This window comes from Streptococcus sp. HF-100 (genome assembly GCF_015594635.1).
In the GTDB taxonomy this organism is placed as follows: domain Bacteria; phylum Bacillota; class Bacilli; order Lactobacillales; family Streptococcaceae; genus Streptococcus; species Streptococcus vaginalis.
This window is the reverse complement of record NZ_JADNQV010000008.1, coordinates 1-18,982: the sequence shown is the minus strand read 5'-3', so window position 1 is coordinate 18,982 and position 18,982 is coordinate 1. Positions and strand designations below refer to the sequence as shown.

Genomic DNA, 18,982 nt, shown 5'->3' with positions numbered 1-18,982 from the left:
AGAGCTATGGGAGATGAGACTATGAACTAAGAATTTTCAAGATTAGTTCGGTTTCACTCCCTTTCTTTATCTTCCAAACTGTTTGTAACGATCAGTTTGTCATTAGAGGAAGTTTGCTTGAAACAAACATAGTCTGTGAGAGGGAAATGAATCAACTTTAAAAAGGTTTCTGCAAATTGTTCAGGAGGGGTAGGTTCAGGTTGGGTAATCCAAATTTCGATAAAGATCAAAATTCCTCTAACAAGAACTTGAGCAGCCTTTTCTTTTGGAATATTTAATTTTTGATAGTCAATCGTAATATGTTGTTCAATCCATTGTCCATAGGTATTTCGTAAAAATTCCCTCCAATATGGATCTGCTGCTGTTGTAAAAAGACAGCTGATTTGTTTTCGGTGGGTGTATAAGATAGGAATCACTACCTCTGCAAAAAAGACAAAAGGATCAGGATAAACTTTCTTATCATAAGTTTGAAAAATCATTCGAAATTCAGCATCAAGTTCTTTATGAATATAGTCTAGAATTTCATGATTTCCATTGAAATGACGTTTATAAATGGCTTGTCTTGAAATTCCAGCTTTTTTGGCAATTTCTGCTAAAGAAAAATGCATTTTATTTGGATGTTCCATAGCAAGCTCAAAAAAAGCCTCTAGAATTTTTTCTCTCGTATTAAGTACCATCTTGCTCCCTCCTTATAAATATTCTAATTTAAAAAATATATGTAGTCTAGCAAAACCATCGAAAAAAGTTTACATTTTGTAAACCACCTGCGAGATATCCTGTTGTATATCAATGGGGTGTTTAAAACTTTACAGTTTGTCAAGAAATAGAACTAAAATATAGAGCATTTTGCTTGAAAGGACTATAAGGTAGTTGATATAATGGTATTAGTGGAGTTTTGTACTTTTGTACAAAGTCCTGAAAAACCAAAGAAAGGAAATCGTCATGATTAAAAAAGCGATGAATCTTGTTGGGGTTGCATTATTGCTGGCTTCAACAATCTTATCACCAGCTAGTGCTGTTGCTCAGACATTGTCGAATCAATCTTCTACAGTGACAACTCAGTCATCTCCGAAAACAGGAACGACTGAACAGCCAACGTCTCCTACTGAGTCAACGCAAAAGGCAGCAGATACTAGTTCTAGTCAGGGGCAGCAGCCTGCTACTGAGAATAAAGCGGAAGCTAATTCAAATGAGCAGGAAAATAAGCCAAGCACCTCAAAAGAAGAAAGCTCTGATGCTAGCCAAGTAAAAGAAGATACATCTTCACAAAAAGCTAGTAAGGTAGAGGAAAAGAGTGAGACTCAGCCAGGAGCTCCACCGAGAAGTAAAAGAACACGGAGAGCAATTGCTGGACCGAAGCCTATTGATGATGTGATTACAGACTTCTCTATTACCGATAATGGAGGTCATGATTTAAATCACAAGCTAGATAAATGGGAAACATTTCGCTTAAACGCCAAGTTTAGCTTGCCAAATAATGGTGTTAAAGCAGGAGACTACACTACGATTGCTTTGCCAGACAAGTTAGCTTTTGGTGATGTTAAGCCGTTTGAATTAAAAGATACAAAAGATCAAGTCGTTGCAAAAGCTGTGATTGATCCTCAAACTAGAACAGTAACATTAACCTATACAAAGTATGTAGAAAATCACTCTAATGTAACAGGTAGCTTTTATTTTTATGCCCGAGTTAATCATGAAATCGTGAAAGAAGAAACTGATGTGAATTTTGATATATCTGTTAATGGAAAGGTGAAATTTCACAAAAAAGTTGGGTTTAAAGGAGTTGGAAAAGCTGAAAAGACAGACATCACCAAATCTGGTTGGTTTGATGCTCAAAAGGGTATTCACTACAAACTTCCAATTAACCGTTCAGGGAAAAATATTCCCAATGCAGTTGTTAAGGACACATTTGGGACTCCTGGTGTAACTTACATTCAAAGTACTTTTAAAATTTATAAAGGGAAATGGGTTGCAAACCATGACAAATGGGAATTTAAAAATATGGAAGATGTTACCAATCGATTTCATGTTGAATTCTCAAACAATTCGTTTTCTGTTAACTTAGGAAATATAAAATCTGATGAAGGTTATCAGATAGAGTATGATGCTAAAGCAAGCTATGAGTTAACTGATGGGGAGATTCTCGAGAACAAGGCTTCTTTATTGTCTAATGATAGGGAAATTAGCCATGTTGGCTTTAGGAATACTTATCAGGCAGCAGGTGGTAAAGCTGAAGGTTATGTTTATTCCATCAAACTCCATAAACAGGATGAGAAAACAGGACAAGCCTTAGCTGGTGCTCGATTTAAAGTAACACGTGATCGAAATGGTCAGGTAGTCGGTGAATATGAGACTGATGCGAATGGTGATGTCACGATTCCTAAGCTGCTGAAAGATAACTACACTATTGAGGAAATTAAAGCTCCAGACGGATACCAAAAATCAACTGAAAAGATTAGTGTGAAACCAACTGACTTTGGGACAGATAAAGTTTATAGACCGACAGTTACCAATAAGAAAAACGAAAAAGTTTCTGCTCAACTTCAGGTTCAGAAAGAGTTAATCGGCCGGAAACTGAAGGATCAAGAATTTCAATTTGAATTGAAGAAAGATGGGGAACAAAACCCACTTCAAACAAAATCAAATGATGCTGACGGTAAAGTAACATTTGATGCTCTTGAATTTACTGAAGAAGGAACTTATAACTATACTATTTCTGAAAAACGTCAAGACCATCCTGAAAAGGGAATTTACTATGACCCAAATGATATTCAAGTTACAGTAAAAGTTTCAAGAAATCAAGAAGGTAAATTAGCTACAGAAGTTACTTATCAAGGAAATGGTGCAAATGGACAGTTAGAGAAAAAAGACACCTTCACAAACCACTATATACCGGATAAGACAAGTACAAAACTTGCTGTAACTAAAAAATTAGTTGGCCGAGATCTTCAAGATGGTGAATTCGAATTTGAACTGAAAGATCTACAAAACAACAACAAAATTTTGGAAACTGTAAAAAATAAAGCAGATGGTAAGGTTGAATTCAAAGAGATTGAATATACTAAAGCCGGAACCTACAATTATACTATTACAGAAAAATCGGGTAATGTTGCTGGTGTAGAGTATGACCCTAATCTTATTTCAGTTACGGTAAAAGTTGAAGATCAGGGCGGTCAGCTGAAAGTCACCAAAGTGACGTATTCAGAAGCTAATAAAGAGATCGAAAATCCAACTTTTATCAATCGATATACTCCAGGAAAGACTTTTGCTCGATTAGAAGTGAATAAAATTCTGACAGGCCGTCAGCTGCAAAAAGATGAATTTGAGTTTGAGTTGAAGAACGATGACACAGGAGTTGTTGAAGATACTGCGAAAAACAACACTGATGGTAAAGTGACCTTCAAAGAATTAGAGTATAAAAAAGCAGGTAACTACCACTATACCATTACAGAGAAAAAAGGTCAGTTAGGTGGCATTACTTATGATACGAAAGAAGTGAAAGCTACTGTCAAAATTACAGATGACGGAAAAGGCAAACTCCATTCTGACATTATCTATGAAAAAGATGATACCACTTTCAACAACACCTATACACCTCAAGCTACTTCTGCAACCTTCGATGTGACCAAAGAACTCACGGGTCGCAAACTGAAAGCGCAAGAATTTGAGTTTGAGTTGAAGGAAGATGGTAAGCCAAACGTTCTTCAAACAGCTAAAAATGATGCTCAAGGAAAAGTTCAGTTCCAAGCTATTACCTACGATAAAGCAGGTAACTACCACTACACCATTACAGAAAAAAATAATGGCCTGACAGGGGTTACTTATGACTCGAGCGAAGTCAAAGTCACAGTTAAAGTAACGGATGATGGTAAAGGGAAACTAAGTACTACCGTGACTTATGACGGTGGTAAAAAGACCTTTAAGAATACGTTCACACCAAAAGAAATCACAGTACCACTACAAGTGACAAAAACTTTAACTGGTCGCAATCTACAAGATGACGAGTTTGAGTTTGAGCTGTATGATGGAAAAGATAATAGTTTACTTCAAACAGCTAAAAATAAAGCGGATGGTACGATTCCTTTCAAAGATCTTAAGTTCACCAAAGCTGGTCTCTATAACTATCTTATCAAAGAAAAAGATGGTAACGTTCCAGGTGTTGACTATGATAAACAACCAATTAAGGTTACAGTTCATGTTCAACAAGAAGAGGATGGACAGTTGGTTGTCAATGTTATCTATCTAGGTCTTGATGAGAGCGGTAAGAATCAAATTTCTAAACAAAACTTTACAAATAAATACACTGCCAAAGGTACAGAGGCTACTTTCTCTGTTACGAAGAAATTAACCGGACGTGCTTTGAAGGATGGCGAGTTTAGCTTCGATCTGAAAGAAGACGGCAAGGCAGACGTTCTTCAAACCAAGAAGAATGACAAAGCTGGTAAGGTTCAATTTGATGCAATCAAGTATCAAACTGTTGGTACCCACAAGTACACCATTACTGAGAAAAATACAGGATTGGGTGGTGTGACTTACGACACCAAGACCATCAAGGTAACAGTTGAAGTCATAGATAATGGTAAAGGTCAGCTTGTTTCAAAAGTAACCTACGAAAACAACGACCAAACTTTCAACAATACCTACTCTAGTCAAAAGGTTAGCGCACAACTAGGCGTGACTAAAGAACTGACAGGTCGTGCATTAAACGATCAAGAGTTCGAATTTGAATTAGTCGGATCTGATGACAACGTTCGTCAGATGAAGAAAAATGCAGCAGACGGTCGTGTTACTTTTGATGCGATTGACTATACAAAAGTTGGCACTTATCATTACACCATCAAAGAGAAAGACAATGGCTTAGGTGGTGTGACCTATGATAAGAAAGAAATCAAAGCGACTGTCAAAGTTACTGATGATGGCAATGGTCAGTTAGTTGCCCAAGTATCTTATGATACAGCTAATCCAACCTTCAGCAATACTTACCTTGCTAAGGAAACAACTGCGACATTAGAAGCGAACAAAGTGCTAACTGGTCGCGACCTAGAAGCGAATGAATTTGCCTTTGACTTGATTGATCCAAACGGTAAAGTGGTGGATACCGTTAAGAACGCTAAAGATGGTAAGATTTCATTTAAAGAGTTGACATTCAAAACAGCTGGAACTTATACTTATACCATTAAAGAACAAGCTGGTGCTTTAGGCGGTGTGAAATATGACACCAAAGTAATCAAAGCAACAGTCACTGTCACGGATGATGGTAAAGGTCAACTACATACAACAGTTGCTTATGAAAACAACCAAAACACCTTCACGAATACTTATTCAGCAGATAAAGCCACTGCAACTCTTTCTGCTAAGAAGCTATTAGAAGGTCGTAACCTCAAAGAAGGGGAATTTGAATTTGAACTGACTGGTACAGACGATCAAGTTCGCCAAACGAAGACAAATGCACAAGATGGTAGCGTCACTTTCGATACCATTGAGTATACTAAGGTGGGTACTTATCACTACACCATCACCGAAAAAGATACGAAACTCGGTGGTGTGAAATATGACACCAAAGTGATCAAAGCGACAGTCACTGTTACAGACGATGGTCAAGGCCACTTAGTAACAAAAGTTGCTTATGAAAAAGATGATCAGACCTTCAAGAACACTTATTCCGCTGCAAAAACAAACGCACAACTCTCTGTTAAGAAAACCTTGACAGGTCGTGCTTTGAAAGATGGCGAGTTTGAGTTTGAATTGAAAGGCCAAGATGATAAAGTTACTCAAAGCAAGAAGAATGCTCAAGACGGTAGTGTCACTTTCGACACCATTGAGTACACGAAAGCCGGTACTTATCATTACACCATCAAAGAGAAAGACAATAACTTAGGTGGTGTAAAATATGACACCAAAGTGATTAAAGCAACCGTAACCGTAACAGATAATGGTCAAGGTCAATTGGTAGCACAAGTTGCCTATGAACAGAACGACCAAACCTTTACGAACCAATACCAAGCTGCTCCAACGACTGCTCAGCTTTCAGCTAATAAACAATTAACTGGTCGTGACCTTAAAGCCGGTGAATTCAGTTTTGAACTGACAAATGATAAGGACGAAGTGCTTGAAACGGTGACAAATGATAAGGACGGTAAGATTACCTTTAAGACGCTAACTTATACAGCAGTCGGTACTTATCAATACACGATTACCGAAAAAGATACGAAGCTTGGCGGTGTGAAATATGACACTAAGGTAATCAAAGCAACCGTTACTGTGACCGACAATGGCGCAGGGAAACTGGTAGCAACTGTATCTTATGATACAAAAGATCGTGTCTTCAACAATACTTATACGGCAGATTCAGTCCAAGCAACGGTTGAAGTAACTAAGAAATTGGTCGGTCGTACCTTGAAAGCAAATGAATTTGAGTTTGTATTGAAGGATGAAAGAGGTCAAGTGCTTCAAACGAAGAAAAATACCGCAGATGGTTCGGTAAACTTTGATGCTTTTGAATACAAAACAACTGGTACCTACCATTACACGATTGCAGAAAAGGATACAAAACTTCAAGGAATCACTTATGATAAGAAGGTGATTAAGGTGACAGTAACAGTCACAGATGATGGTAATGGTCATTTGGTTGCCAAAGTAAGTTATGACAAGAACATAAAGACATTTGAAAATCGCTATACTCCACCAAAGAAAGGTTTGCCTAAGACAGGTACGGTCATTCATACAGTAGCTATTTTCATTGGTTTGATTGTTTTGGTCGGTGCAGTTTATCTCATCAAGAAGAAATCTTGATAAAATCAAGACTTCAGAAAAATAATAAGTTTAAATTGGGAATCTAGAGAGCATTCTCCTCTGAAATGGGGGCTCTTTAGATCCCCTTTTTGATGCCTAGAGCATAGAATGTGAAAAGAAAAAGGAAGAGCTGTTTCCTAGAGAAAATGGACTTAGAAAAGTTATACAAAAATTTAGAGAATACTTAATCCTTTTCGTGGAAACTATGCTGAAATTTTCACTTGACTCTTTTTTTCTTTATGATATACTTAACTAGTAAAGAATTAACTGGTTAATCAGAAAAGGAGCAACATGAGTCAATTAGCACATGAAATGGATCATTTCTTAAATGAAATCATTTTAAAAGCCGAGAATCAGCATGAGATTTTGATTGGTTCTTGTACAAGTGGAATGCCTTTGACAAATACTCAAGAGCACATCTTGATGTTGCTGTCTGAGGAGTCGTTGACAAACTCAGAGTTGGCGAAGCGCTTAAACGTCAGTCAAGCAGCTGTAACAAAGGCCATCAAATCGCTCATCAAACAAGAAATGCTGGAACCTTTTAAGAATCAGAAAGATGCGCGTGTTATTTTTTATCGGTTGACAGAATTAGCGAAGCCAGTTGCCGCGGAGCATCATCATCATCATCAGCATACATTGGAAATTTACGAAAAAATCGCCAATCAATACACTCCTAATGAGCAAGCTACCATTCAAAAATTCTTGGAAACCTTAGTAGGAGAAATCGGAAAATGAGATATATCACAGTTGAAGATTTGTCCTTTTATTATGATAAGGAGCCTGTGTTGGAGCATATTAACTATTATGTGGATAGTGGTGAGTTTGTGACTTTGACAGGTGAAAATGGAGCAGCAAAAACGACCTTGATCAAGGCTAGTCTTGGGATTTTGCAGCCTCGATTTGGTAAGGTGACGATTTCTAAGACGAATACAGCTGGCAAGAAGTTGCGGATTGCTTATTTGCCGCAGCAAATTGCTAGTTTTAATGCGGGTTTTCCAAGCACCGTCTATGAATTTGTAAAATCCGGTCGCTATCCACGCAAGGGTTGGTTCCGTCATTTAAATGCCCATGATGAGGAGCATATTAAGGTCAGTCTAGATGCAGTTGGTATGTGGGAACATCGAGATAAACGGATTGGCTCGCTGTCAGGCGGGCAAAAGCAGCGGGCAGTGATTGCACGCATGTTTGCTTCGGATCCGGATGTTTTTGTCTTGGATGAGCCGACAACGGGGATGGATGCTGGTAGCAAGGATGAATTTTATGATTTGATGCACCACAGTGCGCATCGGCATGGCAAGGCTGTACTGATGATTACGCATGATCCAGAGGAAGTCCGAAAATATGCGGACCGCAATATTCATTTGGTGCGAAATCAAGATTCGCCATGGCGCTGCTTCAATGTTCACGAAAGTGACAAGGAGGAGGTGAGCCATGTTTAATTTATTAGCTTACGATTTTATGCAGCGGGCTTTTCTAGCAGTGATTGCTATGAGTCTGTTTTCGCCGGTTTTAGGAACTTTCTTGATTTTACGTCGTCAGAGTTTGATGAGTGATACGCTCAGCCACGTGTCGCTTTCGGGGGTTGCTTTTGGCTTGGTGCTAGGCATCTCACCTACGATTTCAACTGTCATTATTGTGATTATTGCGGCAGTCTTCTTAGAATACCTGCGGACGATCTACAAGGATTTTATGGAAATCGGAACGGCAATTCTGATGTCTACAGGACTTGCCATTGCTTTGATTGTGATGAGTAGGGGCAAGAGTTCCAGTTCTATGAGTTTGGATCAGTATTTATTTGGCTCTATTGTCACGATTAGTACGGAGCAGGTGATTTCACTCTTTATCATTGCGGCAATCGTGCTGGCATTAACCTTCCTCTTCATTCGACCAATGTATATTTTGACCTTTGATGAGGATACAGCTTTTGTGGACGGTCTGCCTGTGCGCACCATGTCCATTCTGTTTAACATTGTGACAGGTGTTGCCATTGCTCTCATGATTCCAGCGGCAGGTGCGTTGCTGGTATCAACCATTATGGTTTTGCCGGCAAGTATTGCTTTGCGGTTGGGGAAGAACTTTAAATCCGTTATCTTGTTGGCAAATATCATCGGCTTCTTAGGTATGATTGCTGGTTTGTATATTTCGTATTATGCAGAAACGCCAGCCAGTGCAAGTATTACCATTATTTTTGTCGGCGTATTTTTACTAGTAAATTTATTGAAAAAATTTATCAAATAGGAGTAAGAAATGAAGAAAATTGGTCTATTAGTAGCAAGTTTACTGAGCATCTTTTTAGTGGCTTGTTCCAATCAAAAAAGTGCAAATGGGAAATTAAATGTTGTCACAACATTTTACCCAGTTTATGAATTTACCAGGCAAGTAGCAGGAGATACTGCCAATGTCAAACTCTTGATTGGTGCAGGAACAGAACCGCACGAATACGAGCCTTCTGCCAAGGCAGTTGCAACGATTCAAGATGCAGATGCTTTTGTATATGAAAATGAAAATATGGAAACTTGGGTACCAAAATTGCTCAAAACTTTGAAAAAAGACAAAGTAAATGTGGTGAAAGCAAGTGGAAAAATGTTGCTTCTTCCTGGTACAGAAGAGGAAGAAGACCATGATCATGGGAGCGAAGGACACCATCATGAATACGATCCCCATGTGTGGTTGTCACCAAAACGTGCCATTAAAATGGTGGAGAATATTCGCGACAGCTTAAGTAAACGCTACCCAGATAAGAAAGTCACTTTCCAAAAGAATGCAGCAGCTTACATTAAGAAATTAGAAGCTCTGGATAAAGAATATGCAACTGGTTTAGCAAATGCCAAACAAAAGAGCTTTGTGACACAGCACGCAGCCTTTCGTTATTTAGCGTTAGACTACGGTTTGAAGCAAGTGCCTATTTCAGGACTTTCACCAGATAGTGAGCCTTCAGCGGCACGTTTGGCTGAATTGACAAAATATATTAAGAAAAACAATATTAAGTATATCTATTTTGAAGAAAATGCTTCTCAAGCATTGGCTTCTACATTGGCAAAAGAAACGGGTGTGAAGTTAGATGTGCTTAATCCGCTTGAAAGTTTAACTGAAAAGCAAACAAAAGATGGAGCAGACTATATTTCCATCATGCAATCAAACTTGAAAGCTTTGAAAAAGACGACAGATCAAGCTGGTACTGAAATTTCTGCTGAAAAAGAAAAAAATACAAAGACTGTACAAAATGGCTACTTTGAAGATAGTGCTGTCAAAGACCGTACGTTGTCTGACTATGCAGGTCAATGGCAATCCGTTTATCCATATTTGCAAGATGGAACTTTAGACCAAGTCTTTGATTACAAAGCAAAATTAAGCGGTAAGATGACAGCTGCTGAGTACAAAGCGTATTATGAAAAAGGCTACAAGACAGATGTGTCTCATATCAATATCACAGATAAGACTATGGAATTTGTAGTCAACGGACAAAAGAAGAAATATACTTATAAATATGTTGGTAAGCATACATTGACGTACTCTAAAGGAAACCGAGGCGTGCGCTTCATGTTTGAAGCGACAGACCCAGATGCAGGTAAGTATAAATATGTTCAATTTAGCGACCATAATATCGCCCCAACGAAAGCAGCGCACTTCCACATTTTCTACGGTGGTGAAAGCCAAGAAGCCCTCTTTAACGAATTAGAAAATTGGCCAACTTACTATCCAACTAAATTAAGCGGACAAGAAATTGCTCAAGAAATGCTGGCGCATTGATAAAGACACAATTTCTATATAGAAAGAGAAAAATCGAGTTGAGCAATCTTCTCGATTTTTTTGCTTGACAAACTCTGATTACAGATGTAAACTATAAAAGAATCGAAAATTACAATTGTAATCAAAAAAGAGATGAAACAAAATGGAACAACAAAATATTAGTCAGGCAGAATGGCAAGTTATGCGTGTTTTGTGGGCGTATCCTCATAGCAGAAGTACTGAGGTGGTGGAGCGTTTAGAAGCTGATTTTGATTGGAAACCGGCTACTGTTAAAACCTTACTTAATCGTCTGAAAACCAAAGAGTTTATTTCAATGGAAAAAATTGAGGGGAAATTTTACTATGATGCGTTAATTTTAGAAGATGAGCACTTGGAAAATAGTTGGCGGACCTTGCTTGACAATATGTGCAATACCAAGCATGGTGATTTAGTAGTTTCAATACTAGAAAGCAATCAATTCAGTCAAACAGATTTGTCTCGAATCCTAGATGTTGTAAAAGAAAAGCAGGTACAAGCACCGGAGACGATTCAGTGCAATTGTCCACCAGGTCAATGTACTTGTGGCGCGCATTGTCAAGATGAAACGAATCAATCTAAAATGGCGGAGTAAGAAATGGAAAATGACAAAAAAGAGTATAAATTATCAGGCATGACCTGTGCAGCTTGCGCGATGACCATTGAAATGGTCGTCAACGATTTGCCAACAGTAGAAGAAGCCACGGTGAACTTAGCTACGGAAAAATTGACAGTTCTTCCCAAAGAAGGATTTGCAAGCGAGCAAGTCCTAGAGGCTGTGAAAGAAGCTGGCTACCAAGCGACAGAAAAGGGAGAACAAAGGCAGTCTGATTATGCGAAGCAAGTCGCGGAAAAGCAAGAAAACGTGCGCAAAATGGCGTGTCAGATTTGGTTTGCGGCAGGAGCGACCGTGCCACTACTTTATATTTCAATGGGGAGCATGATTGGCTTGCCGTTACCCTCCTTTTTAGATCACATGACGCATCCCATTGCCTTTGTATTGGCGCAATTTTTCCTTACTTTGCCAGCGATTTGGGTTGGTCGCGGTTTTTATGTACGTGGTTTTCGGAATTTGGCAAAACAGCATCCGAACATGGATAGTTTGATTGCTGTAGGAACGAGTGCAGCCTTTCTGTATAGTTTGTACTCGGTCGTTCAAGTTTTGCTGGGGCATCATACTTTTGTACACCAGTTGTATTTTGAATCAGTTGGTGTGATTATCACTCTTGTTTTACTGGGGAAATATCTAGAAGCCAATGCCAAGGGTCGAACCTCACAAGCGATTCAAAGTTTGATGAGTTTGGTACCCGACCAAGCGACCGTTATTCGCTATGGCGAAGTCGTAACAATTGATACAGAAGACATCAAGGTTGGAGATATTGTGCGGATTAAACCGGGAGAACGTATGCCAGTAGACGGTGTGGTTATCTCTGGACAAACCTATGTGGATGAGTCTATGATGACAGGTGAAAGTGTTCCTGTCGAAAAAAACGTCGGAGATGTGATTGCCAGTGCCACTATGAATCAAACGGGTTCTATTGACTATGAAGCAACCAAAGTCGGTTCGGACACAACTTTAGCTCAGATTGTTCATTTGGTAGAGGAAGCGCAAGGCTCGAAAGCGCCTATTGCGGCTATGGCAGATAAGATCTCGCTCTATTTTGTACCAATTGTCTTGAGTTTGGCAGTTTTAGCAGCTCTGTTGTGGTACGTTCTGGCGGGAGAGAGTTTGCAATTCTCACTTTCTATCTTTATTGCGGTGTTGGTCATTGCTTGTCCTTGTGCGCTTGGCTTAGCTACTCCGACGGCTATTATGGTAGGTACGGGGAAGGGCGCTGAAAATGGCGTCTTGATTAAGTCAGGGCAGGCTCTTGAAGCGACTCATTTGGTAGATGTTGTCGTTCTGGATAAGACAGGTACGATTACCGAAGGGAAGCCAAGTTTGACGGATGTGTTGACTTTTGGTGATGTCACACGGGAAGAATTGCTACATTCGCTTGCAAGTAGTGAGCAACATTCAGAACATCCGCTGGCAATTGCTATTTTAGAAGCCGCTAAAGCGGAAGCTATACCATTAGCATCGGTAACAGATTTTCAAGCGATTTCAGGTAAAGGGATTGCAGCTCAAGTAAAAGCTCAAGAAATTCTAATTGGGAATGAAAACTTAATGAGACAATACCAAGTCGAGCTCGGAGAATATATCTCTGACTTGATTTCCTTATCGCATCAAGGAAAGACGGCTATGTTTGTCGCTTTGGATAGACAACTGGTGGGGATGATAGCAGTCGCTGACCAAATCAAAAAAAATAGCCGTAAAGCTATTGCTGAATTGCAAAAAATGGGCTTAGAAGTGGTGATGCTGACAGGGGACCGTGAGGAAACAGCTCAAGCCATTGCAAGAGAAGCTGGTGTCGATCAAGTCATTGCAGGAGTATTTCCAGACGGCAAAGCAGATATCGTCAAGAATTTGCAAGCGCAGGGGAAAAAGGTTGCCATGGTGGGTGACGGGATCAATGATGCACCTGCTCTGGTGCAAGCTGAAGTCGGGATTGCCATTGGTTCTGGAACGGATGTGGCTATTGACTCAGCCAACATTGTTTTGATGCACAGCGACCTTTTAGATGTGGTGACAGCCATTCGCCTCAGCCAAGCCACGATTAAAAATATCAAAGAAAATCTGTTCTGGGCCTTTGCCTACAATACTCTAGGAATACCAGTTGCAATGGGGTTCCTGTATGTATTTGGCGGTCCGCTGCTCAATCCTATGTTAGCCGGTCTTGCCATGAGCTTTAGCTCGGTTTCTGTCGTCACCAATGCGCTGCGTTTACGGCGCTTTAAAATAAAATCATAAAAGGAGTTCATCATGAAACAAATCGTTACTTTAGAAAATATATCTTGTCAAAATTGCGTAAAACACGTCACTGAGCACTTCCTAAAATTAGAAGGTGTATCGGATGTCCAAATTGATTTAGATACAAAGGTTGCTACTGTCACGACCGATCACACTCACAGTGCAGAAGATTATCAGGCGGCACTTGCTAAAACAATTTATAAAGTTGTTACTGTTGCATAGAAAAATGAGGCTGGGCAAAAAGTGTCCCAGCTTCAACAATTCAGTAAATTGTTGAAGTCGGGAAATCAGCCCTGCACAGCAATCCACTCTGATTGCTCAAAACACTGCTTTGAGGTAGCAGATAAAACTTGCGAAGCAAGTATCAAAGCTGTTTGCTTTTCAAGCTCGGAAGAGCACTCTTGCGGGGGAGGGACTACGAACTAAAAATCGAAAATTTTTAGTTCGTAGTCCCTTTATTTTTAAATCAATCCTTTTTCAAAACTTTGAGAGGTAGCTTCGACACTAATTTTTTCGAGTGTAAAAGGATGTGTGAAAGTTAAACGATGAGCATGAAGCATGAGGCGCTCTGACTTTTGAGGATTGTACAATGGATCGCCAACGATAGGAAGCCCATGATGAGCAAGGTGTACACGGATTTGATGAGTTCGCCCAGTTTTAAGTTGACACTTGATAAGGGTGTTGTTTCCAATTTCTTTGAGCTTAGTGACCTGCGTTTCAGCGTATTGACCGTTTTTGTTATCCACTAGCCGTTTTCGCCGATCGTGACGGTCGCGCCCGATTTTATCTGTATAGATTTGACGTTTTTTGGGGAATACTCCTTGTACCAAAGCCCAATATTCACGCGAAATTTCCTTGTTTTCTAGCAATCGATTTAAGATTGGCAAGATAAAAGGATTTTTCGCAAAAAGGACAGCCCCACTAGTTTCCTTGTCCAAGCGATGAACGACATAGCATGTACTTCCAACATGAGCAGAGACATGATTTAAAAGCGCCAGCTCTGCCGGTTCATTGGCATGTGTTTTCATACCTTCAGGTTTATTGACAATGATGATGTGTTCATCTTGATATAATTCTTCCACAAGATCAGCTTTGCCCATTAAAATAGACTTTTCTGGATAATCTTCTTCGTCAAAGATTAAAGCAATCGCATCAGCTGGATGAATCCGACTTTGCCAGTTAATGGGTTGTTGGTTTACAAGGACGTGTTTTTTAATGCGCAGAAAATGGCGAATCTTTCGTGGAATCAAAAAATGTTCTTCCAGCAGCTCTTTGACTGTCATCTCTGGCAGACCTTGTGGAATCGTAATTGTAAAATGCATGATTTTATTGTAACAAAATAGTAGATGATTGCAAATAGTCAGCTAACTCTTGAACAATTTCTTAAAGTTTTCTAAACGAAACGCTTGATAAGAGGTCTCTTCTTGTCTGGATATGGAGAAGGTGATAGAATAAGGATATGAAAAAATTGAGTGAATTATTTGAACTAGCAGTAAATCATTTTAAAAAGGAAAGTCCTGAGCGTAAGCATCAAGAGGTGACAGAGGTTGAAGAGGCTGAATCACATTTGAGTCGTTCTGGGAAAAGCCGAAAAAAACCGATTTCTCAACATCCATTTCGTCGATTTTGGCGTCGCTATCACCTGACGAAGATTGTCTTGATTTTGGGGCTTGGTTTTGGCTTGGTGACAGGAGGCTATCTCTTTTATGTTGCCAAATCCACTAATGTGAATGATTTGCAGAATGCTTTGAAAGCAACAACAGCTATTTATGATAAGGACGGCAAAAAAGCTGGAAGTTTGTCAGGGCAAAAGGGAACTTACGTAGAATTGTCCAAAATTAGTCCGAACTTACAACATGCCGTCATTGCGACAGAAGACCGTTCTTTTTATAAAAATAGTGGGATTAACTACGGTCGTTTTATTCTAGCAATTTTAACGGCTGGGCGTTCTGGTGGTGGTTCTACTATTACACAACAATTAGCTAAAAATGCTTACTTATCTCAGGATCAGACCATTGAGCGGAAGGCAAAAGAGTTTTTCCTAGCTTTAGAATTAACTAAAAAATATAGTAAAAAGCAGATTCTCACTATGTACCTCAACAATTCTTACTTTGGGAATGGTGTGTGGGGTGTAGAAGATGCCTCTAAAAAGTATTTCGGAGTATCTGCTAGCCAACTGACACTAGATCAAGCAGCTACCTTAGCAGGAATGCTCAAAGGACCGGAACTATATAATCCGCTTGCTTCTATAAAAAACGCAACGAATCGACGCAATACCGTTTTACAAAATATGGCAGCAGCAGGTTATATCAGTCAAAATACTGCAAACCAAGCAGGAGCAAATGGTTTGGGCAGTCAATTGGTAGATGCTTACACAGGAAAATCAGCAGATTATCGTTATCCGTCTTACTTTGATGCGGTTATCAATGAAGCAGTTCGAGATTATGGCTTAACAGAAGCTGATATTGTCAATAACGGCTACCGCATTTACACAGAGCTAGACCAAAATTACCAAGCTAGCATGCAAGTCATCTATGATCGCGAAGATTTATTCCCGCAAGCAGCAGACGGCACCAGAGCCCAATCGGGTAGCGTAGCGCTTGATCCTAAAACGGGAGGTGTTCGCGCACTTGTCGGCCAAATCAATAGTACCAGTGCTGGTTTTAGAAGTTTTAACTATGCCACACAATCTTCAAGAAGCCCTGGCTCGACTATTAAGCCCTTAGCAGTTTACAGCCCGGCAGTTGATGCAGGCTGGTCCATCAATAAAGAGTTAGACAATAGCACAACAACGTATGGAACTTACACCGTGAACAACTATGGTGGGATTCAATCCAGTTCGACTGTGCCAATGTATCAGGCTTTAGCGCAATCCTTAAATATTCCAGCGGTTGCTGCTGCTAATGAATTGGGACTGAAAAAAGTTTTTGAATATGGTAAAAAATTTGGCTTGAATATGGATAAAGTGAGTCAGACCCTTGGGGTGGCTCTCGGCAGTGGCGTAACAACCAATCCGCTACAAATGGCACAAGCCTACTCGACTTTTGCCAATAATGGTGTTATGAATGATGCTCATTTGATTACCAAAATCGAAAATGCTAGTGGACAAGTAGTCAAAACTCATAAATCAACTTCAACGCGAGTGCTTAACCGCTCAACAACAGAAAAAATGACCAGTATGATGCTGGGAACATTTACCAATGGTACCGGTGTTTATGCTGCTCCTTACGGCTATGACATGGCTGGGAAGACAGGAACGACAGAGACTGACTTTAACCCAGATTTATCAGGAGACCAATGGGTTATTGGTTACACGCCAGATGTGGTTATCAGTCAGTGGTTAGGTTTTCCAAAGACAGATGAAAATCATTATCTGACAGGCACCAGTGCCAATGAAGCTTCAGCTATTTTCCGAAGTGTGGCAAATAGTATCCTACCGTACACAAATGGTACGAAGTTCGGTGATGAAAATGCCTATGCAAAAAATGGTATTGCACCGGTTGATACGAGTGGTACAAATAACACTACGAAGCAAAGTGACAATCGTTCAGATGTTTTGAAAGATGTGCAGGATAAAGCTAAGAATTTGGTTGACCAAGCGAAGAAAGCAATTGACGATGCTAAGATTCCTGAAAAAGCACAGAATCTTTGGGACACGGTTAAGAGTTGGTTCCAATAGACTTGTCAAAAATGGGCTTTCTTGATATAATAAACAAGATGGAGGCGTTATGGCACTAAAAAAAGCGAGTCTGGCGTGCACGGTTTGTGGATCGAGAAACTATTCAATCAAAGTGAGTAGTACGCCAAAACCAAAACGTCTGGAAGTAAATAAATATTGTAAACATTGCAGTAAATACACGATTCATAAAGAAACTAGATAGGAGAAAGTTGTGAAATTCATTAAAGATACATTTCAAGTATTAAAAGATACAACTTGGCCAACTAGAAAGCAAAGCTGGGTAGATTTTATCTCAGTTATGGAATACACAGCTTTCTTTGTCGTCATTATTTATCTTTTTGACTTACTTGTCACAAGAGGTTTGGTACGATTGTTAAATATCTTTTAAATTTTAGCCTGCTTGTTGTTTTATCAAGTAGGCTTTTATCTTTTATTATAAAAATAGCAGTAAAAAGATTGCATTTGCTATTTTTGTGGTATAATAGGGCTAGAAAGAAACCGAAGCCCTCAGGCTTTTTTATTTAGGAAAGGAAGAACGATGGACAGTTTTGATAAAGGCTGGTTTGTCTTGCAGACATACTCAGGGTATGAAAATAAAGTAAAAGAAAATCTTTTACAACGTGCACAAACCTATAATATGTTGGAAAATATTTTGCGCGTAGAAATTCCAACGCAAACGGTACAAGTGGAGAAAAACGGAAAAACCAAAGAAGTTGAAGAAAATCGTTTCCCAGGTTACGTCTTGGTAGAAATGGTGATGACAGACGAAGCATGGTTCGTCGTACGGAACACACCAAACGTAACAGGCTTTGTCGGCTCACATGGAAACCGCTCTAAACCAACACCACTTTTGGAAGAGGAAATTCGCCAAATCTTGATTTCAATGGGACAAACCGTTCAAGAATTTGATATTGATGTGAAAGTTGGCGATACCGTACGTATCATTGACGGCGCTTTTGCAGATTATACGGGTAAAATCACCGAAATTGACAACAACAAAGTTAAAATGATTATTTCGCTATTCGGGAATGATACAGTTGCCGAAGTGACTCTGAACCAAATTGCCGAATTATAATAAAAAGTGAGCTAGAAATCAATTTTTATAGTTATTGGTTTTGGCTCATTTTTTGTGCTATTTTGATGAAAAATAAACTCTTGTTGAAAATGTTTGTCTCAAATTCATCCACCAACTTCATTATATTTGACCTAATTTAACCGAACAAAAAAATAAAAAAGCCCGATTTTACGGGCTTTTCATTCGGTTAATTCCTGTTAAATCAGGTTACGGAAGGCGGTAGACGGATTTGAACCGACGATCAAGCTTTTGCAGAGCCGTGCCTTACCACTTGGCTATACCGCCACAACGTTTATTATTTTATCCTAAAAAATCGTTTTCGTCAAGAGTGTAGATTGGTTTCTCTTTGTAAAATTTTAGTGTTTTCCGATTAAATTTAATCATTAAAGTGGTGAAATTATCATTTTGATAAGCCAAAGAAAAGGTTGGATTGATAGTTTTTCTTGCTTTAGTTAAGGTAACAATAAGATAAACTTGTTTAGCTGAACCAACTGACTTCAAAAATATCATCCACCATCTTCCTAAAAGTAAAGAAGTCATAAGTTAATTTCTCGTTACTTGCTTCCTTTTTTTAATAATTATATCCATCTCATATGACATTTCTAAAATTAGATGTTTGTATTTTTGGCTATGGGAACTTCTTTAATAAAAACAAATAAATGTTGCCAGCTATAAAATTGGAAGAAAAAGTTTAAGAAAAGTAAAAAAAGATGAAAAAAGGTATTGACAAGAAGAGAAGGAGATGATATACTAAGATAGTTGTCGCTTGAGGGGCGACAAAGACCTTTGAAAACTGAACAAGACGAACCAATGTGCAGGC

15 protein-coding genes and 1 tRNA gene are annotated in these 18,982 nt (G+C 39.2%); 12 read left to right on the top strand and 4 right to left on the bottom strand.

Annotated features, from left to right (window positions below; all coding sequences use genetic code 11):
• Positions 1-53: 53 nt before the first annotated feature.
• Entirely contained in the window at positions 54-677 is a 624-nt protein-coding gene (locus tag IYQ23_RS07895; protein ID WP_003032003.1) for a TetR/AcrR family transcriptional regulator, read from the bottom strand.
• A 265-nt stretch (positions 678-942) separates the two neighbouring features.
• Between IYQ23_RS07895 and IYQ23_RS07890 the strand changes: the two genes are divergently transcribed.
• From IYQ23_RS07890 to IYQ23_RS07855, 8 genes are all read left to right on the top strand, one after another.
• Entirely contained in the window at positions 943-6,792 is a 5,850-nt protein-coding gene (locus tag IYQ23_RS07890) for a Spy0128 family protein (protein ID WP_195674582.1), read from the top strand.
• 291 nt (positions 6,793-7,083) lie between these two features.
• Positions 7,084-7,527, top strand: a complete 444-nt coding sequence (locus IYQ23_RS07885; RefSeq protein WP_003027297.1) for a zinc-dependent MarR family transcriptional regulator — start codon at positions 7,084-7,086, stop codon at positions 7,525-7,527.
• A complete protein-coding gene (locus IYQ23_RS07880) occupies positions 7,524-8,231 on the top strand; it encodes a metal ABC transporter ATP-binding protein (RefSeq protein WP_195674581.1) in 708 nt (235 codons plus the stop codon). Before IYQ23_RS07885 ends, IYQ23_RS07880 begins: the two co-directional genes overlap by 4 nt.
• The gene (locus IYQ23_RS07875; RefSeq protein ID WP_195323378.1) at positions 8,224-9,030 is read left to right on the top strand and encodes a metal ABC transporter permease; all 807 of its coding nucleotides are present in this window, start codon (positions 8,224-8,226) and stop codon (positions 9,028-9,030) included. The genes IYQ23_RS07880 and IYQ23_RS07875 overlap by 8 nt, the downstream gene beginning before the upstream one ends.
• A 9-nt stretch (positions 9,031-9,039) precedes the next feature.
• Positions 9,040-10,542: a zinc ABC transporter substrate-binding protein AdcA gene (locus IYQ23_RS07870; RefSeq protein ID WP_195674580.1), complete on the top strand. Its 1,503-nt coding sequence runs from the start codon at positions 9,040-9,042 to the stop codon at positions 10,540-10,542.
• A 142-nt stretch (positions 10,543-10,684) separates the two neighbouring features.
• On the top strand, positions 10,685-11,152 hold the full coding sequence (locus IYQ23_RS07865; RefSeq protein WP_195674579.1) for a CopY/TcrY family copper transport repressor: 468 nt from the start codon (positions 10,685-10,687) through the stop codon (positions 11,150-11,152).
• A gap of 3 nt (positions 11,153-11,155) precedes the next feature.
• Positions 11,156-13,408, top strand: a complete 2,253-nt coding sequence (locus IYQ23_RS07860; RefSeq protein ID WP_195674578.1) for a heavy metal translocating P-type ATPase — start codon at positions 11,156-11,158, stop codon at positions 13,406-13,408.
• A gap of 12 nt (positions 13,409-13,420) precedes the next feature.
• Entirely contained in the window at positions 13,421-13,630 is a 210-nt protein-coding gene (locus IYQ23_RS07855; protein WP_003032027.1) for a heavy-metal-associated domain-containing protein, read from the top strand.
• A 239-nt stretch (positions 13,631-13,869) separates the two neighbouring features.
• Here IYQ23_RS07855 and IYQ23_RS07850 read toward each other — a convergent pair whose 3' ends face one another.
• A complete protein-coding gene (locus tag IYQ23_RS07850) occupies positions 13,870-14,730 on the bottom strand; it encodes an RluA family pseudouridine synthase (RefSeq protein ID WP_195674577.1) in 861 nt (286 codons plus the stop codon).
• A gap of 137 nt (positions 14,731-14,867) precedes the next feature.
• Here IYQ23_RS07850 and pbp2a point away from each other — a divergent pair, with 137 nt between their 5' ends.
• The 4 genes from pbp2a to nusG all read left to right on the top strand — a co-directional run bounded on the left by pbp2a (position 14,868) and on the right by nusG (position 18,162).
• Positions 14,868-17,087, top strand: a complete 2,220-nt coding sequence (gene pbp2a, locus IYQ23_RS07845) for a penicillin-binding protein PBP2A (RefSeq protein WP_195674576.1) — start codon at positions 14,868-14,870, stop codon at positions 17,085-17,087.
• Positions 17,088-17,136: 49 nt separating this feature from the next.
• Positions 17,137-17,289 (top strand): 50S ribosomal protein L33, encoded by a 153-nt coding sequence (rpmG, locus tag IYQ23_RS07840; protein ID WP_003027324.1) that lies wholly within the window; start codon positions 17,137-17,139, stop codon positions 17,287-17,289.
• Between the two features lie 9 nt (positions 17,290-17,298).
• Positions 17,299-17,475 (top strand): preprotein translocase subunit SecE, encoded by a 177-nt coding sequence (gene secE / locus IYQ23_RS07835; protein WP_003027327.1) that lies wholly within the window; start codon positions 17,299-17,301, stop codon positions 17,473-17,475.
• 150 nt (positions 17,476-17,625) lie between these two features.
• On the top strand, positions 17,626-18,162 hold the full coding sequence (nusG, locus tag IYQ23_RS07830) for a transcription termination/antitermination protein NusG (protein ID WP_195674575.1): 537 nt from the start codon (positions 17,626-17,628) through the stop codon (positions 18,160-18,162).
• 214 nt (positions 18,163-18,376) lie between these two features.
• Here the strand turns inward: nusG and IYQ23_RS07825 are convergent.
• A tRNA-Cys gene (locus IYQ23_RS07825) sits at positions 18,377-18,447 on the bottom strand.
• Positions 18,448-18,462: 15 nt separating this feature from the next.
• Positions 18,463-18,702 (bottom strand): hypothetical protein, encoded by a 240-nt coding sequence (locus IYQ23_RS07820; protein WP_195674574.1) that lies wholly within the window; start codon positions 18,700-18,702, stop codon positions 18,463-18,465.
• Positions 18,703-18,982 lie beyond the last annotated feature (280 nt).

Coding starts and splice junctions, on each gene's coding strand:
- IYQ23_RS07895 (WP_003032003.1), bottom strand. CDS start 677: ATGGTACTTAATACGAGAGAAAAAATTCTAGAGGCTTTTTTTGAGCTT.
- IYQ23_RS07870 (WP_195674580.1), top strand. CDS start 9,040: ATGAAGAAAATTGGTCTATTAGTAGCAAGTTTACTGAGCATCTTTTTA.
- pbp2a (WP_195674576.1), top strand. CDS start 14,868: ATGAAAAAATTGAGTGAATTATTTGAACTAGCAGTAAATCATTTTAAA.
- IYQ23_RS07885 (WP_003027297.1), top strand. CDS start 7,084: ATGAGTCAATTAGCACATGAAATGGATCATTTCTTAAATGAAATCATT.
- nusG (WP_195674575.1), top strand. CDS start 17,626: ATGGACAGTTTTGATAAAGGCTGGTTTGTCTTGCAGACATACTCAGGG.
- rpmG (WP_003027324.1), top strand. CDS start 17,137: ATGGCACTAAAAAAAGCGAGTCTGGCGTGCACGGTTTGTGGATCGAGA.
- IYQ23_RS07860 (WP_195674578.1), top strand. CDS start 11,156: ATGGAAAATGACAAAAAAGAGTATAAATTATCAGGCATGACCTGTGCA.
- IYQ23_RS07820 (WP_195674574.1), bottom strand. CDS start 18,702: ATGACTTCTTTACTTTTAGGAAGATGGTGGATGATATTTTTGAAGTCA.
- IYQ23_RS07875 (WP_195323378.1), top strand. CDS start 8,224: ATGTTTAATTTATTAGCTTACGATTTTATGCAGCGGGCTTTTCTAGCA.
- IYQ23_RS07880 (WP_195674581.1), top strand. CDS start 7,524: ATGAGATATATCACAGTTGAAGATTTGTCCTTTTATTATGATAAGGAG.
- IYQ23_RS07850 (WP_195674577.1), bottom strand. CDS start 14,730: ATGCATTTTACAATTACGATTCCACAAGGTCTGCCAGAGATGACAGTC.
- IYQ23_RS07890 (WP_195674582.1), top strand. CDS start 943: ATGATTAAAAAAGCGATGAATCTTGTTGGGGTTGCATTATTGCTGGCT.
- IYQ23_RS07865 (WP_195674579.1), top strand. CDS start 10,685: ATGGAACAACAAAATATTAGTCAGGCAGAATGGCAAGTTATGCGTGTT.
- IYQ23_RS07855 (WP_003032027.1), top strand. CDS start 13,421: ATGAAACAAATCGTTACTTTAGAAAATATATCTTGTCAAAATTGCGTA.